Origin of the sequence: Salicibibacter cibarius (assembly GCF_016495725.1) — a bacterium.
In the GTDB taxonomy this organism is placed as follows: Bacteria; Bacillota; Bacilli; order Bacillales; family Marinococcaceae; genus Salicibibacter; species Salicibibacter cibarius.
In genome coordinates, this window is record NZ_CP054705.1 from 3,549,565 (window position 1) to 3,564,229 (window position 14,665).

Consider the following 14,665-nt stretch of genomic DNA (forward strand, 5'->3'; position numbering starts at 1 on the left):
TCTTCATAACGATCAAATGTTTTCTTTTATTATAACAAAAAGAGGATGGCGTGTGCATGGCAAGTTCGAGGCGTCTTCGCCGGATCGTTTATCAGCCGAAAACGCCACTTTATCAGCCAAGTTTTGCAATATATGAGCCGAAATCACCAATATATCAGCCAAAACAAACGATTTATCAGCCATTCCATTCTTTCGGAAAACGAATCGTAAACGTCGTGCCCACGCTCGGTTCGCTCTTTGCCTCAATTGTACCTTCATGCGCCTCCAATAAGTGTTTAACGATGGCTAAGCCCAGGCCTGTGCCGCCCAGGTTGCGACTCCGTGCTTTGTCAACGCGATAAAAGCGTTCGAATATGCGCGGGAGGTCCTGTTTTTCAATACCTATCCCTGTATCACTCACTCGACAGACGATGAACTCGGCTTCCCCGTGAATATTTAGCTTTACTTCCCCACCTTCTCCGGTGTATGCGATAGCGTTCGTTAGCAAGTTCAAGAGTATTTGCTTTATCCGAGACGCATCACCAATCATTTCCGTGTTCCCCTCACTCGAAAAGTTAAATTGTAACGATTTGTCACCTGCTTTTTTTCTTAATAAACGCTCTGTTTCCGCTCCGATTTTCGAGAGAGCGATCGGTTGTAAATTCAACTGGAAGTTGTGAGTTTCAATGCGTGACAACTCGAGCAAATCGCTCACCAAATCTTGAAGGCGATCACTTTCCTTCCAGATTATTTCCAAAAACTGTCGTTGAACATCCTGATTCTCCATCGACTCACTGAGCAATGTTTCAGCGAACCCTTTAAGTGACGTGACCGGCGTCTTTAATTCATGGGAAACATTGGCCACAAAATCTTTCCGTATCTCTTCCAGCCGTTTCAAACCTGTGATATCATGCAAGACCACGACCACACCGTGTAATTGGCTTTTGCTATTAGTGACCGGCGTTCCGTAAGCTTCATAATGCTTTACAGACCAGCCATCGTCAAAATACAATTGCTCATGCGCATGTGTCTCGGTTAAAAAGACACGCTGAATGAATTGAACGAAATTATGATCATGAATGCAATCATAATAAAGATGTTCCAACCATTCACTTGTATCCGCTTGAAAAATGTCATCACACATACGGTTCGCGAGTGTTATATGGCCTCGGCCATCAATGAACAAGAGACCGCTACCCATGTTATCAATTAAAGCTTCCAAGTTTTCTTGTTGGCGCTCATAGTTTGACGTTGTTTTTTGCAGATTGTAGGCCAACGTATTAACAGATCGGGTTAATTGTCCCAGTTCATCGCTTGCCTCATCATGTGTTCGTGCATGATAGTTTCCTTTTGCAAGTTCATTGGCCATACCCGTCACCTGGCTAATGGGGCGCGTAAGCCTTTGCGTCACCCGATAGCCCAAAACAACGATGATGATAAGGGCAACCAGAAAACCAACGGCGATTATGATCCACATTTGACCGGTTGCTTCCTGAACAGCATCGATGGGGAGCGCTAGTCTTACGTAACCTTCATTGGTATCGCCTTCCCCTATTGGGTGAGCATAATAGAGCAGACTTCTTCCGACGGTTTCACTATCGCGAATGGTTGCCCCTTCGGGGCTCCCGGCCAATAGAATTTCTTCCCGATTAAGGTGGCTTTCCATTTCGTCGCCTTCAACGTCAGAGGACTCCGCGATGACCTCTCCATCTTCAGCAATGAACGTCACGCGTAAATCCAGTTGTATACCGATCTCTTCACTTAGTGTTTGCAGATCTTCCTCGCTTTCTTGAGCAACAGAGGCGATCATTCGCGCTTCTTTTTGTAGACGATCCACCGTTTCGTCCATATAGAAATCATTGATCAATTGACCAATGAGAAACCCTAAAGCCGCGAGCGTAAGTAAAATAATGATCAACAAAGAAGCCATCAAACGGGAACGAAAAGTATTCATTGTTTATCCGGGCTTTCCATTTTGTAGCCAATGCCCCGTACCGTTTTTATGTAGGAAGGTTTTTTTGTCTCCGGTTCTATTTTTTCCCTTAAATGGCTAATATGCACATCAACAATCCGTGAATCTCCCACAAATTCATAATTCCAGACTGCGTTCAGTAGTTGATCCCTCGTAAGCACCCGTCCGCGGTGATGAATTAAGTACAGTAACAATTCGAACTCCTTCGGCGTGAGCTCAAGTTGATTCTTATTAACATAGGCTTCATGATGATCCGGGTAAATGTCAATATCACCAAGAACTTCCTTCTTTTGATCCGTCTCAACACCCGGAGCGTTCATTGTACCTGCCTGTTCCACCCGGCGAATAATGGCGCGCACCCGCGCGACCAGCTCCCTGGGACTGAACGGTTTCGTCATATAATCATCGGCACCGAGTTCCAACCCCAAAACTTTATCAAATTCTTCATCTTTAGCCGTTAACATGAGAATGGGCGCGTTCACCTTTTGTTCCCTCAGATGCCGGCAAACCTCTAGCCCATCCATCCCGGGTAGCATCAAGTCGAGCACAATAAGATCGTACGTGTGCGCCATTGCCAATTCCACTGCTGTGTGCCCATCACTTGCGCTATCAACATCATATCCTTCTTTTTCAAGGTTGTAGGTTAATAGCGTGATAATGGATTCTTCATCATCTACGACCAACAATTTGTAAGCCATAGCCTCGCCCCTTCATTCACCATCTATCTATATCTTACTATAACTATGGATTGAGATCATAGCGTTCGCCTTTTTCAACAAACAATACTTGCTCGGAAATATTTGTGCAGTGATCGCCTATACGCTCAATCGACCGCACAATATAGGCCAGCTGCAACAATTGTGGTGCAGACGCTTGGTCTGCACGGACATGGCTCATGAGTGTGTGTATCATTTGTTCGTATTGCTCATCCAACCGATGATCCATTTTTTCCAATTCCAACGCTTTAGTTACATCCAATTCCCGGAAGGACTGCAATGATTGTACAATCATCTCTAAGGCATCTTCTCCCATCTTCTCTAACGTTCTTCCTTCGGCAGTGATATCCTGGTTTTCGATTTGTATAACGGACTTTGCCACTTCAACGGCAAGATCTCCGATCCGTTCCAAATCCGAGGCTACTTTAATAAAGGCTAGCACTTTACGAAGGTCGGTGGCAACGGGTTGTTGCGTCGCGATGACGTTCACTGCCCCTTCATCCAGGCGCGCTTCGTTTTGATTGAGATCTTGGTCAAGCGCGATGACGGACTCCGCCAATGCCAGGTCTTGCTGATTCATCGCTTGCAAAGATTGTTTTACGGAATCATAGGCGAGTCGGCCCATGTTTCTGATTTCAAGGCTTAAACGGTCCAGTTCTTCCGTTAATGGTTGTCTAGGCGTCATCACTCAGCCTCCTTATCCGAATTTTCCAGTGATATAGTCTTCCGTTTGCTTTTCAGAAGGATTAGAAAACAACTGGCTCGTTTTATTCGTCTCAATTAATTCACCCATGTATAGAAAGGCCGTTGTATCGGACACCCGAGCTGCTTGTTCCATCTGATGGGTTACCAGGATCACGCTGTATTGACCATCCAGTTTCCTTATCAAATCTTCAATCCCTAGTGTGGAGATAGGGTCAAGGGCAGACGTTGGTTCGTCCATCAACAGTACATCCGGTTTGGTGGCAAGGGCACGGGCGATGCACAGCCGCTGTTGCTGGCCGCCGGAGAGGGCAAGGGCAGAATCATCAAGACGATCCTTCACTTCATCCCATAAATACGCTTCGGTCAATGTTTGTTCGACGATCTCTTGCAATTGTCGTTTCTTTTTAATTCCATGAACACGCGGGCCATAGGCCACATTTTCGAAAATACTCTTAGGAAAAGGATTAGGTTGTTGAAAGACCATGCCAATTTGTTTTCGCAAGTCAATCGCGTCGATTTTATCATTGAGAATATTCTTTCCGGAAAAAGTAATGGACCCACTTAACTTCACATCGTCAGACATGGAACGAATTAGGAGGTTGAGCGTTTTTAAAAAGGTGGATTTCCCACACCCGGATGGACCGATGAGCGCGGTCACCTCCCCTTCGGCAATATCCCAGTCAATGCCGTGAATGATTTGGTTTTTTCCGTAAGCAACTTTAAGGTTTTCCGTTTTAAAAATGGGCTCAGTCAATAGTTCTCCCTCCGTCACCCAAAACGTCCGGATATATAGTCTTCGCTGCGTTTTTCTTTCGGGTTTGAAAAAAACTGCTCCGTCTTTGTATGCTCAACGACTTCCCCTTGATAAAAAAATGCGGTCGAATCTGCCACTCGTGCTGCCTGTTGGAGATTGTGAGTGACGATGATAATCGTGTAGTGTTCCTTTAATTGCAAGAGCAGATCTTCGATTTTCGCTGTCGCGATCGGATCCAGGGCAGAAGCCGGCTCGTCCAGCAACATCACTTCCGGTTGGATGCATAACGACCGCGCGATGCACAGACGTTGCTGCTGACCGCCGGAAAGGGAATAGGCGGATGTATCGAGCCGATCGTATACTTCTTTCCAAAGCCCCACCTGTTTAAGATACGTTTCTACTTTCCCCGCCTGTTTCCGTTTAGATCTAATCCCGTGCTCTTTCAATGGTTGCGTGATGTTTTTTGCGATTGATCTCGGAAATGGGTTTGGATTTTGAAAGACCATGCCGATTTCTTTTCGTAAGGCAACCGTATCAATATTGTCAGCCAACAAATTGATGTCATCGTATTGAATGAGGCCTTCGGCACGAAACCCGGGGACATCATCGTTCATCCGGTTAATCGAACGCAAAAACGTTGATTTTCCGCAACCCGACGGTCCGATTAACGCAGTTACTTCATGTTTTTTTATCGTTAAATCTATATCATGAATGGCTTGCTTGGCTCCGTAAAAAATATTGATTCCTCGAACGTCGAGCGCCGTTTCTATCGTTTCAGGCTGAGCGACTGTAACCAAACCTATCTCTCCTTATTTTGAGGTTAATTTTCTATGAATCCATGAACCAAGCATGCGGGCGCTAATGTTGAAAATCAGGATCGTGGTGACAAGCACGGCTGCCCCACCGTCCGCAACGTCACGAATGTCCGGAATAATGCCCTCGCTGTTCACTTTCCAGACATGCACGGAAAGGGTTTCCGCAGGACGCATTATATTTAAAGGTGACGTCCCCGAAAACGGATTCCAATTTCCAAAATCAAGGTTCGGTGTTGTCATGCCTGCGCTATACAGCAAAGCGGCTGCTTCGCCGAACACAAGGCCACAGGATAATATAATCCCGGTCAAAATCGATGGAAAAGCGCTCGGCAATAAAACGGTCGTGGTTGTACGCCAATGGGTGTATCCAAGCGCCAGTCCCGCTTCTTTTTGTTGCAGCGGTACGGAACGGATGGCATTTTCACATGTCCTGATCATAATCGGTAAATTAAAAATGGTGAGCGTTAATGCCCCCGACAATACGGAATATCCAATGTTGAACGTATTGACGAAAACGAGCAACCCGAACATGCCTAGGACAATGGAGGGCAAGGAAGCAAGTGTCTCAATACAAACACGTATGACTGCCGTAAGTTTATTGCCTTTGGCATATTCCGCCATATAGATCCCCCCGGCAAGACCGAGCGGCACCGTAAATATCATTGTCCATAACAGAATATAAAAGGAATTAAATAATTGATCCTGAATGCCGCCCCCTGCTCTGAAATTGCTCGATTTACTCGTGAGAAAATCCCAAGTTACTTGTTGAATGCCTAGATAAAGCACATAGCCAAGCAGAGCAGCAAGGACGAGCACAATTATAGCGGCAAAAAGTGTAAAAATGGTTGTCGCGAATTTATCGGTTTGTTTTCGATTCATCACATCTTCCTCCTAGCGCCCAAAAAACGCACAGCCATAACCAACAAGTATGATATCGCAAGGAGGATTAGTCCTAATGTCCAAAGGACATTGTTTTCAGCACTCCCAAACGTTGTATGCCCCATATTGAGCGTAATAATTGTTGTCATCGTTGCCGTCGGATCAAGGAGCGATCCGGGGAGAAGTTCTGTATTGCCAATGACCATTTGAATGGCAAGTGCTTCACCGATCGCACGCGCCATACCGAGAATGACCGCTGTTAAAAGTCCGGGGATTGCCGCCGGCAGCAAAACACGGCGGATCGTTTGCCAACGTGTGGCCCCCAACGCATACGAGGAGCTTCTAAGTCCATCGGGCAAACGATTAAGCGCATCCGCCGATAAGGTCGTGACCGTTGGCAATATCATGACGGAAACAACAACGATGCTGGCCATCAAACTGTAGCCGCTCCCCCCGACTTGTTCCCTAATGAAAGGAACGAGAACGGTTAAACCGATATAACCGTAAATAACAGAAGGAATCCCAACAAGAATTTCGATCACGGGCTGAAGCACTCTTTTTCCCCAAGAAGGTGCGATTTCTGTCATAAAAATAGCCGTTCCAATCCCGAGAGGAGCAACAATGATCGCTGAAACTAACGTCACCGCCAATGAACCGAAAATAAATACGAGCGCACCATAGGTCGGATTATCACCTGCCGGATCCCAATTTGTTGAGGCAAAAAACTCCAGTGGGCTTATGTCGCTAATATAGAATGATTGCAGTCCCCGCTGTGTCAGAAATATTGTCACCGCAAGGGTTGCAACGACGGTTAGAAAAGCAGCGGTATAAACGATCATTTTTCCGTTACGTTCCGAATTTTTCAAGGATAATTTTCTTGACTTGCGAACGATCCTCTCACTCGCTCTAAGGTTCGTCTGCATAACCGCTATCACCTGTTTCCTATTCTACCGGTGTCTCTTCACCTTCTGCATCCCGTTCCACTTCCATTTGCGTCACGGGAATATACCCTTGTTCCGGAACTAAGGTGTCCTGAATCTCGTCTGACATCATATAGTCCAGAAAATCTGCTTCTAAGCCTTCAGGTTCTCCGCTTGTATAAGAGTGTTGGTAAGCCCAAATCGGAAAGTCCCCCGTTTGCACATTTTCCGCGGTCGGTTCAACACCATCAATACTCATGGACGAGATGCTGTCATCAAAATAAGAGAATGCCAAGTATGCGATGGCGCCCGGTGTTTCCGAAACAATCTGTCTTACGGTATTTGAAGAATCTTCCGTAATCCCTTCAACCGGCTCTTCACCTTCAAGGGCAAAGTCAACAAACGTTGTGCGTGTTCCGGAGGAATCAGGGCGATTCACAAGTGTAATTTCCTGATCTTCGCCGCCGAGTTCAGACCAATTGGTGATTTCTCCTGTCCACACATCGATCAATTCTTCCTGAGTTAGATCTTCAACGCCGGCATCAGGATGAACGACAGGTCCCATACCGACAACCGCTACACGATGGTCAACGAGCTCGTCTGCATTGATCTCATCTTCTTCCTCAGCAAATATATCAGAGTTACCGATATCCACTTGTCCATCTGCCACTTGGCTTAACCCTGCACCAGATCCTCCGGCCTGCACGTCAATGCTGGCTTCCGGATTTTCTTCCTGATAAACTTCTGCTACAGCACCGACCAACGGTTGCATCGCGCTGGAACCCGCAATTGTGATCGAGCCTGATTCACCATCGCTTGCCTCGGCATCGTCCGCCGTGCTATCAGCTTCTTCTGAAGTTTCTTCTCCGTTATCTTCGCCACAAGCAGCTAATACTGCCAGCATGACAACGGCAACGACCATTATTAATGCTTGCTTTTTCAACTCCATCTCCCCTTTTATGGCTTTTTTGTACAATTTCACTATAGTTGATGAATGTTGAGGAGATATAAAGTCTATGTAAAGATTATGTAAAGAAAAAAGCGCAGCAACGAGTGAATTCTCGCTTCTGCGCGATTTCTACTATCATGACGTGTACAGGCTCTGTCAGTAAGCATTGCTGCAAAGAAAAACACCCCAATTTATGGAGACAATCACTTTTTTCCAGCGATACAGAATATCTTTTAAAAATTTAGCATTCGTCAAGTTAGCTATTTACGTGAACCTCTCCACCTAAATCAAAGATTTTGATGGAGCATCCCTTATCTTAAATACAGCACAAACAAAAGCGGTTAAGCCCCCTTCGGCGACTCTAATGCTTTCGTAAGGCTAATGAATGAAGACAGGGTCGTGTATGTCCTTTTTGCCACATCAGGGACTTTTGCCTGAAGGGACAACCATTTCGTTTCCGACATGGATTTTTGGATGCCACGAACAAAATATCGCGCGCCAATATTATACGAAGCCGATAAGTCGACATGATAGACTTTGCCTGTTGTAAATGTGGCAAGGCCTTTTTTGATATTGCGTTCCACTTTTCCGGAACCATCATATGCCAAGGCGCTTGTATTCCGAGCATTTACTCTTGACATACGTGTGCCTTGATAATGCGCCATCTCCGTCACCTTGTTCTGAATCCCTTTCTTTCGCCAGTAACGGAGCTTGAAGCGAAGCTTCTTCGCGCCCCAAAACCCTTTCGCCGTTTTCATTTTATCAAGGTATTCAAAAACAATGACATCACAATCATTCTCGCTCGCAAATGTAATAATTTTCATGCGACGTATCATTCACGATATGTTTTTGAAGCCCATTGATTTTTCTCCAAACATTTGGCGCAGCAATCCAACCCGACGTCCGTTGCGCTTTGCGTAGTTTGTTCGTCAACGTATATAACCGGTCTTTTTCTTTTGGCTGGTTAATAAACTTACGAGCCAAGACAGTGCCTTTTATATCCATCACAGAACAAACCGCAGAGTTGTTAATGCCGAGGTCTACCGCACACACTTTTTGGTCGTTGATTTTGGTTTTATTTAATGCCACTTTTGATTGATAACTAACATTCAAGAAATACTTTTTTCCGACTTTAACAAGCGTAGGGTTGTTTTCTTTCCAATCCCAAACGCCACGTTTATATAAATCTTGGTCTTTAAAGGTGATATCTACCCAGACCCAATCATTGTTATGAAAAATTTTGATTTGAGCTGTTGTATCCGATGTTCTCTTAAACATATTCCCGCGATAAAACACCGGGAATTCCTTGTGTTTTAATTGTAACCTCGGAGGGTTCTTTTTAAATTTTTTCCCCTCAGAAAGCGCAATTGCCTTCTCTTCTTCCCAGTTACGCAAATTAGAGCGATAACTTTTCACTTTTCCGAAAGCCGAAGCAATCGCACTCCTGCGAAAGTACGAAGGGAATTTATAAAATCGGGCATTAAATGCCCGGTACTTTGGCGAAGGGTTTGATTTAGTCGTATGAATGAGCCTTTCCACCGCAGGAACGATAGATTTCGTCGTCATCTCATCAAGATTAGCGAATTCTTTATCTATAACATCGATAATAAAAGCCAGTGCGTCGTTGTAGATATCTAGCGTTGCGTCAAAAATGCGAGAATGGTTCGTAATTTTGTGCGATAGTGTTTTGGCTATGTTCATCATCAAACCCTCCTTCCAATAAATTACTTTTGTATGATACATTCATCTTACCAAACGAAATATTAGTTGTAATAAGGAGGATGATAAAGAGGATGATAAAAATGACCGATTATAAGAGAAATAGACACGCATATTTTAAATTAACGTATCATTTGGTTGTTGTTACAAAATACAGGCATAAATGTATTAATGATGACGTGATGAAACGTTTAGAGGAAATAACGAGAGATTTATTTTCTAAATGGAATTGCGGGATTATCGAGATGAATGGCGAAGAAGACCACATCCATATTCTTTTTGATGCACCACCTCAAATAAATCTAGCAACCACCATTAACAGTTTTAAAACCGTCACTGCTTCTCGATATATTCGCAAAGAATTTCCTCATCATTTGAGTGAATATTATTGGAAACCTTATTTTTGGAGTAGAAGTTATATGGTATTAACAACCGGCGGAGCAACAATGGACGTGATAAAAAAATATATAGAGGAGCAAGGAGAACAGGACCTTAGCGCCTAATCCCCTACTAACTCAGAGATTTTGAAGGGGAATGCGGCGCTAACTTTTTGTTCAAAGAGGATCACTTTGTATTTTTGGAATAAGTCGTTTAACATAGTATCCGTATACATTTCAGTTTTTGTATCAATTACATCGACCCATCTATACGAATGTTTAATCGTGGTGGGTCAATTTATTTATTTTGTCAATGGATAATCCCGTTGCTTCTGCAATATCTTCCAAGGACATCCCCTTAACGAATAACTTTTTAGCGATTTCCTCCTTGGCTAATTCACTACCTTCTTCTCTCCACTTCTTATCCCATTCAAACTCTTTGACGACATCATCAATCTTTTTTTGGGTATCAGGATCAAGGTCTAGCTTTTGCATCGTTTGGATCACCTCCGTAAATAATTCGGGATTGGCGTGAAAAACCGCGTGAAACATAAGCAAGTACAGATCTTTCTTACTGTCTTGAAAATAGTCCATCAGAGCACGTTGCAGTTGTTCTTTTTCCTGTAACTGATTCGTCAATAGCGTCAGGTACTCGTTCTCCTTGTTGGGAAGATCATCTTGAATGAGAAGTTGGATAGGTACATCCATCCCTTCGATGTAGTATACCCCTTCATTTTCAAAATAGACATGTTTTTCCCGCTTCTGTAGATAATCCAGGAGTTTCGTCGGCTTATACAGGCTAACAAGAGTTAATGTCATCTCACGGATGTCTATCGTGTCTATACCTTTGTCGCCGGTGTTTTTATATAGATATACGTATGCTATAGCCTTATAGAAGTCATCAATCGAAACATAATCTCTGGGTGACTTATACTCGACAACGTTGTAATGACGAAAGATTCTGCCAATATTTTTATCAATATATGCTTCCCCGTCTTTCAAAATAAGAACGTCAACTTTCAAGGGTTCACTCGTTAGCTCAAATTCCAGCTGAAACTCCAACTCATCTGCGTATGCTTGCAATTCCAACTGTAAGGCCGCCGCAAATGACGGATGCCAAGAAATCGATTCATTCTCTTTCACCGCTTCACCTCTCTTCATAACGATCAAGTGTTTTCTTTTATTATAGCAAAAAAGGGATGACGTGTACATGGCAGGTTCGAGGTGCCCTCGCTGTATCGTTTATCAACCGAAAACGCCACTTTATCAGCCAAATTTTGCAATATACCAGCCAAAAAAAGCAGAAACGAGTGATTGCCCCGTTTCTGCATTAGGTTCTGTTCGTATCAAGACGACGTATAGTCGCCACCGTTAATGTGAATCGCTTGCCCGGTCATATAAGAAGACTCGTCAGCAGCTAACATCACATAAGGCCAAGCGTGTTCCGAAGGTTGGCCCGGCCGGTTGATCAAGCCGCTTTGACCGAAATTTTCAACGCCTTCTTCGTCAAACGATGACGGAATTAACGGCGTCCATACCGGCCCGGGCGCCACTGAATTCGCACGAATGCCTTTATCGGCAAGACTTTGCGCGATACTGCGAATAAATGAGGTGACCGCGCCTTTCGTTGCCGAATAGTCCATGAAAATCGGGTTCCCGCGGTAAGCATTAATGGAAGAAGTGGCTATAATGGAATCACCTGCCTGCATGTGACGGACAGCGGCTTTTGTCAAATAAAAATGGGAAAAGAAGTTAACCCGGAACACGTCCTCGAATTGCTCCGAAGAAATATCCAGGATATCATCCCGCACATATTGAATCGCCGCATTGTTGACAAGAATGTTGATCTTCCCGAACGCCGCGACAGTTTCTTCCACTAGGGCCCGGCAATGGGATTCACTCTTAATGTCCCCGGGAAGGAGCAAGCATCTCACTCCTTCGGCTTCGACCATTTTTTTCGTTTCTTCAGCATCATCATGCTCGTCCAAATAGGAGATTGCCACATCCGCGCCTTCTTTTGCATAAAGGATGGCTACCGCGCGTCCAATACCGCTATCACCGCCGGTTATCAACGATGCCTTCCCTTTCAACTTATCCGTTCCTTTATAATCCGTCGGCTGCGCCGGCATTGGCTGCATTTGCGATTCAATGCCCGGTTGCTTGTCTTGGCGCTGCCGGGGTGTACGTCCGATCTGCATCTCCCGTGGATCCATTGGGTTTCCCTCCTTGAAGGCTTTGCATGTTCTCCTTGTCCATACCACTTTCACTTGGGTCTGCAAACCAAAAACTTATTTCTTTTTCTTATTGGTTTTTTCGACATCGGATTTGATGTCTACGTCTGAGCCAAATTCTGTCTGCAGATCTCTCGTTGACGTGCGACCCAAATTTGATTCAGTTTCTGTCAAAACGATTTTCTCCATGTATAAGTGGAAAAATCCTTCGCCCGCGGCAATAAAGAAAGCTGAAGTGATGCAATATAAAACAAGTCCTTCAAATGGAAATAAAGCCGCGCCCAATGCCCATAGTCCGACCCATATGAAAACAAAATCGACGACGGTCGCCAAAGTATTCCCGAAGTTTTTCAACACATACAAATCACCGACGAGAAACGAAACACCAGTGAGTAGAACACTGACGAGCAGTATATTCGCAAGCGAAATCCCGCCGAACACGCCTAGAAAAACCCATAACATGAGCGTAATCATTAGTAATTTAATGATCAAAGCACCAACATACCTCAATGTAGCAACCCCCTTCATCCGTTAGCTTGTCCTGTTTTTATTTTATTAACCATAAACGAATATTATGGATGATAAAGGGGAGGACTTCTACGTCCGGAAAGCTTTCCAAAGGTTCTGCCGAGACGTTGTAACCGCTCTTGCTCCGGCCTCGATGGCTTGCCTAGCGTCTCTTTCGGTTTCGATCAGCCCGCCTGCGATAACATCAATTCCCGTTTCCTCATGCACTTTGCGAATGTAGGAAGGGATAATGCCCGGAAGCAACTCGATCACATCCGGCCCAACCGTTTCGGCCAGTTGATAGCTCGTGTGCAAGGCGATTGTGTCCAAAAGAAACATCCGCTGAATCGCCATGATGTTATTTTTTTTAGCGATTCTGAGCATATCGCCTCGCGTAGAAATAATGCCCGCGGGTTTAATCGTTTGGGAAAGAAATTCCGCCGCATACCGATCGCTTTTAAGCCCTTGCACAAGATCCGCGTGAAGAATCATTTTTTTATTCGCTTCCCGTGCCACCTTCCGCATTCTGGCCAGTTGGGAGATGTGAACTTCCAATACAACAAAAAATGCATCCTCTCGTTTTAATACACGTTCAAAATCCTTCATATCTTTTACAGCCGGAATGATTTTCTGTCCATCAAACACATCCATCACCTGTGAACCTCTCCTCCTAAATCAAAGATTTTGATGGAGCACCCCTTATCTTAAATACAGCACAAACAAAAGCGGCTAAGACGCCTCCGGCGACTCTAATGCTTTCGTAAGGCTAATGAATGAAGACAGGGTCGTATATGTCCTTTTTGCCACATCAGGGACTTTTGCCTGAAGGGACAACCATGTCATTTCCGACATGGATTTTTGAATGCCACGAACAAAGTATCGTGCCCCAATATTATACGAAGCTGATAAATCGGCATGATAGACTTTTCCACTTGAAAATGTGGCGATGTCTTTTTTCCAATTGCGCTCGACTTCTCCGAAACCATCAAATGCCAACTTGCTTGTATTACGAGCATTCACTCTCGACATACGTGTGCCTTGATAATGCGCCATCTCCGTCACCTTGTTCTGAATCCCTTTCTTTCGCCAGTAACGGAGTTTGAAGCGAAGTTTCTTTGCGCCCCAAAACCCTTTCGGCGTTTTCATTTTATCAAGGTACTCAAAAACAATAACATCACAATCATTCTCGCTCGCAAATGTAATAATTTCATGCGACGTACCATTCACGATGTGTTTTTGAAGCCCGTTGATACCACGCCAAAAATTAGGCGCAGCAATCCAACCCGACGTTCGTTGCGCTTTGCGTAGTTTGTTCGTCAACGTATATAACCGGTCTTTTTCTTTGGGCTGATTGACAAACTTACGAGCCAAGACAGTGCCTTTTATATCCACGACTGAACAAACCGCAGAGTTGTTAATGCCGAGATCTACCGCACACACTTTTTGGTCGTTGATTTTTGTTTTATTTAATGTCACTTTTGATTGATAGCTGAAATTGAGGAAATACTTCTTACCGACTTTAACAAGCGTAGGGTTGCTTTCTTTCCAATCCCAAACGCCACGTTTATATAAGTCTTGGTCTTTGAAGGTGATATCCACCCATACCCAATCATTGTTATGAAAAATTTTGATTTGAGCCGTTGAATCAGATGTCCGTTTAAACATATTTCCTCGATAAAACACTGGAAACGCTTTGTGTTTTAATTGCAACTTCGGAGGACTATTTTTAAAATGTTTCCCCTCAGAAAGCGCAATTGCCTTTTCTTCTTCCCAGTTACGTAAATTGGAGCGATAGCTTTTCACTTTCCCGAAAGCCGAAGCAATAGCACTTCTGTGAAAATACGAAGGGAATTTATAAAATCGGGCATTAAATGCCCGGTACTTCGGAGAAGGGTTTGATGTCGTGGTATGAATGAGCCGTTCCACCGCAGGAACGATAGATTTCGTCGTCATCTCATCAAGGTTATCGAATTCTGTATCTATCACTTCGATAATAAAAGCCAGTGCATCGTTGTAGACATCTAGTGTTGCGTCAAATATACGAGAGTGATTCGTAATCTTGTGCGACAAGGTTTTGGCTATGTTCACCACCAAACCCTCCCTCCGAAAGTTTTCCAAGGTTATCTATTTATAACGGAACAT

The 14,665-nt window shown here is 44.3% G+C and carries 16 protein-coding genes; 1 reads left to right on the forward strand and 15 read right to left on the reverse strand.

Annotated elements, in window-relative coordinates; translation table 11 throughout:
- Positions 1–175 precede the first annotated feature (175 nt).
- The 10 genes from pnpS to HUG15_RS17960 form a co-directional block, all read right to left on the reverse strand.
- A complete protein-coding gene (gene pnpS, locus HUG15_RS17920) occupies positions 176–1,933 on the reverse strand; it encodes a two-component system histidine kinase PnpS (RefSeq protein WP_200124396.1) in 1,758 nt (585 codons plus the stop codon).
- Entirely contained in the window at positions 1,930–2,649 is a 720-nt protein-coding gene (locus HUG15_RS17925) for a response regulator transcription factor (RefSeq protein ID WP_200124398.1), read from the reverse strand. The genes pnpS and HUG15_RS17925 overlap by 4 nt, the downstream gene beginning before the upstream one ends.
- Before the next feature lie 43 nt (positions 2,650–2,692).
- Entirely contained in the window at positions 2,693–3,352 is a 660-nt protein-coding gene (gene phoU / locus HUG15_RS17930) for a phosphate signaling complex protein PhoU (protein WP_200124400.1), read from the reverse strand.
- A gap of 12 nt (positions 3,353–3,364) precedes the next feature.
- Positions 3,365–4,126: a phosphate ABC transporter ATP-binding protein PstB gene (gene pstB, locus HUG15_RS17935; protein WP_200124402.1), complete on the reverse strand. Its 762-nt coding sequence runs from the start codon at positions 4,124–4,126 to the stop codon at positions 3,365–3,367.
- 14 nt (positions 4,127–4,140) lie between these two features.
- Positions 4,141–4,929: a phosphate ABC transporter ATP-binding protein PstB gene (gene pstB / locus HUG15_RS17940; RefSeq protein WP_200129043.1), complete on the reverse strand. Its 789-nt coding sequence runs from the start codon at positions 4,927–4,929 to the stop codon at positions 4,141–4,143.
- A 6-nt stretch (positions 4,930–4,935) separates the two neighbouring features.
- A complete protein-coding gene (pstA, locus tag HUG15_RS17945; protein WP_200124404.1) occupies positions 4,936–5,820 on the reverse strand; it encodes a phosphate ABC transporter permease PstA in 885 nt (294 codons plus the stop codon).
- Positions 5,820–6,743, reverse strand: coding sequence for a phosphate ABC transporter permease subunit PstC (gene pstC, locus HUG15_RS17950; RefSeq protein ID WP_200124406.1), 924 nt, complete (start codon positions 6,741–6,743; stop codon positions 5,820–5,822). Before pstC ends, pstA begins: the two co-directional genes overlap by 1 nt.
- A gap of 19 nt (positions 6,744–6,762) precedes the next feature.
- Complete coding sequence (locus tag HUG15_RS17955; protein ID WP_200124408.1) at positions 6,763–7,689, reverse strand: PstS family phosphate ABC transporter substrate-binding protein; 927 nt, start codon at positions 7,687–7,689, stop codon at positions 6,763–6,765.
- A gap of 341 nt (positions 7,690–8,030) precedes the next feature.
- Entirely contained in the window at positions 8,031–8,513 is a 483-nt protein-coding gene (locus HUG15_RS23165; RefSeq protein WP_246516393.1) for a hypothetical protein, read from the reverse strand.
- A complete protein-coding gene (locus tag HUG15_RS17960) occupies positions 8,482–9,390 on the reverse strand; it encodes a hypothetical protein (protein ID WP_246516394.1) in 909 nt (302 codons plus the stop codon). Before HUG15_RS17960 ends, HUG15_RS23165 begins: the two co-directional genes overlap by 32 nt.
- A 101-nt stretch (positions 9,391–9,491) precedes the next feature.
- Between HUG15_RS17960 and tnpA the strand changes: the two genes are divergently transcribed.
- Positions 9,492–9,911 (forward strand): IS200/IS605 family transposase, encoded by a 420-nt coding sequence (gene tnpA, locus HUG15_RS17965; protein ID WP_200124411.1) that lies wholly within the window; start codon positions 9,492–9,494, stop codon positions 9,909–9,911.
- A 153-nt stretch (positions 9,912–10,064) separates the two neighbouring features.
- On the opposite strand, the gene HUG15_RS17970 is transcribed toward tnpA, so the two are convergent.
- The 5 genes from HUG15_RS17970 to HUG15_RS17990 all read right to left on the reverse strand — a co-directional run bounded on the left by HUG15_RS17970 (position 10,065) and on the right by HUG15_RS17990 (position 14,611).
- Entirely contained in the window at positions 10,065–10,928 is an 864-nt protein-coding gene (locus tag HUG15_RS17970) for an RpnC/YadD family protein (protein WP_211202261.1), read from the reverse strand.
- 203 nt (positions 10,929–11,131) lie between these two features.
- Complete coding sequence (locus HUG15_RS17975) at positions 11,132–11,998, reverse strand: SDR family oxidoreductase (protein ID WP_200124415.1); 867 nt, start codon at positions 11,996–11,998, stop codon at positions 11,132–11,134.
- Positions 11,999–12,073: 75 nt separating this feature from the next.
- On the reverse strand, positions 12,074–12,526 hold the full coding sequence (locus tag HUG15_RS17980) for a YndM family protein (RefSeq protein WP_200124417.1): 453 nt from the start codon (positions 12,524–12,526) through the stop codon (positions 12,074–12,076).
- Between the two features lie 87 nt (positions 12,527–12,613).
- A complete protein-coding gene (locus tag HUG15_RS17985) occupies positions 12,614–13,174 on the reverse strand; it encodes a glycerol-3-phosphate responsive antiterminator (RefSeq protein WP_200124419.1) in 561 nt (186 codons plus the stop codon).
- A 78-nt stretch (positions 13,175–13,252) separates the two neighbouring features.
- On the reverse strand, positions 13,253–14,611 hold the full coding sequence (locus tag HUG15_RS17990; RefSeq protein WP_200124421.1) for a transposase: 1,359 nt from the start codon (positions 14,609–14,611) through the stop codon (positions 13,253–13,255).
- Between the last annotated feature and the right edge of the window lie 54 nt (positions 14,612–14,665).

Excerpts from the sequence above, each read along its gene's own strand:
- HUG15_RS17975 (WP_200124415.1), bottom strand. The coding sequence starts at position 11,998 with ATGGATCCACGGGAGATGCAGATCGGACGTACACCCCGGCAGCGCCAA.
- tnpA (WP_200124411.1), top strand. The coding sequence starts at position 9,492 with ATGACCGATTATAAGAGAAATAGACACGCATATTTTAAATTAACGTAT.
- pnpS (WP_200124396.1), bottom strand. The coding sequence starts at position 1,933 with ATGAATACTTTTCGTTCCCGTTTGATGGCTTCTTTGTTGATCATTATT.
- HUG15_RS17955 (WP_200124408.1), bottom strand. The coding sequence starts at position 7,689 with ATGGAGTTGAAAAAGCAAGCATTAATAATGGTCGTTGCCGTTGTCATG.
- HUG15_RS17960 (WP_246516394.1), bottom strand. The coding sequence starts at position 9,390 with ATGAACATAGCCAAAACACTATCGCACAAAATTACGAACCATTCTCGC.
- pstA (WP_200124404.1), bottom strand. The coding sequence starts at position 5,820 with ATGAATCGAAAACAAACCGATAAATTCGCGACAACCATTTTTACACTT.
- HUG15_RS23165 (WP_246516393.1), bottom strand. The coding sequence starts at position 8,513 with ATGAAAATTATTACATTTGCGAGCGAGAATGATTGTGATGTCATTGTT.
- pstC (WP_200124406.1), bottom strand. The coding sequence starts at position 6,743 with ATGCAGACGAACCTTAGAGCGAGTGAGAGGATCGTTCGCAAGTCAAGA.
- HUG15_RS17985 (WP_200124419.1), bottom strand. The coding sequence starts at position 13,174 with ATGGATGTGTTTGATGGACAGAAAATCATTCCGGCTGTAAAAGATATG.
- HUG15_RS17925 (WP_200124398.1), bottom strand. The coding sequence starts at position 2,649 with ATGGCTTACAAATTGTTGGTCGTAGATGATGAAGAATCCATTATCACG.
- phoU (WP_200124400.1), bottom strand. The coding sequence starts at position 3,352 with ATGACGCCTAGACAACCATTAACGGAAGAACTGGACCGTTTAAGCCTT.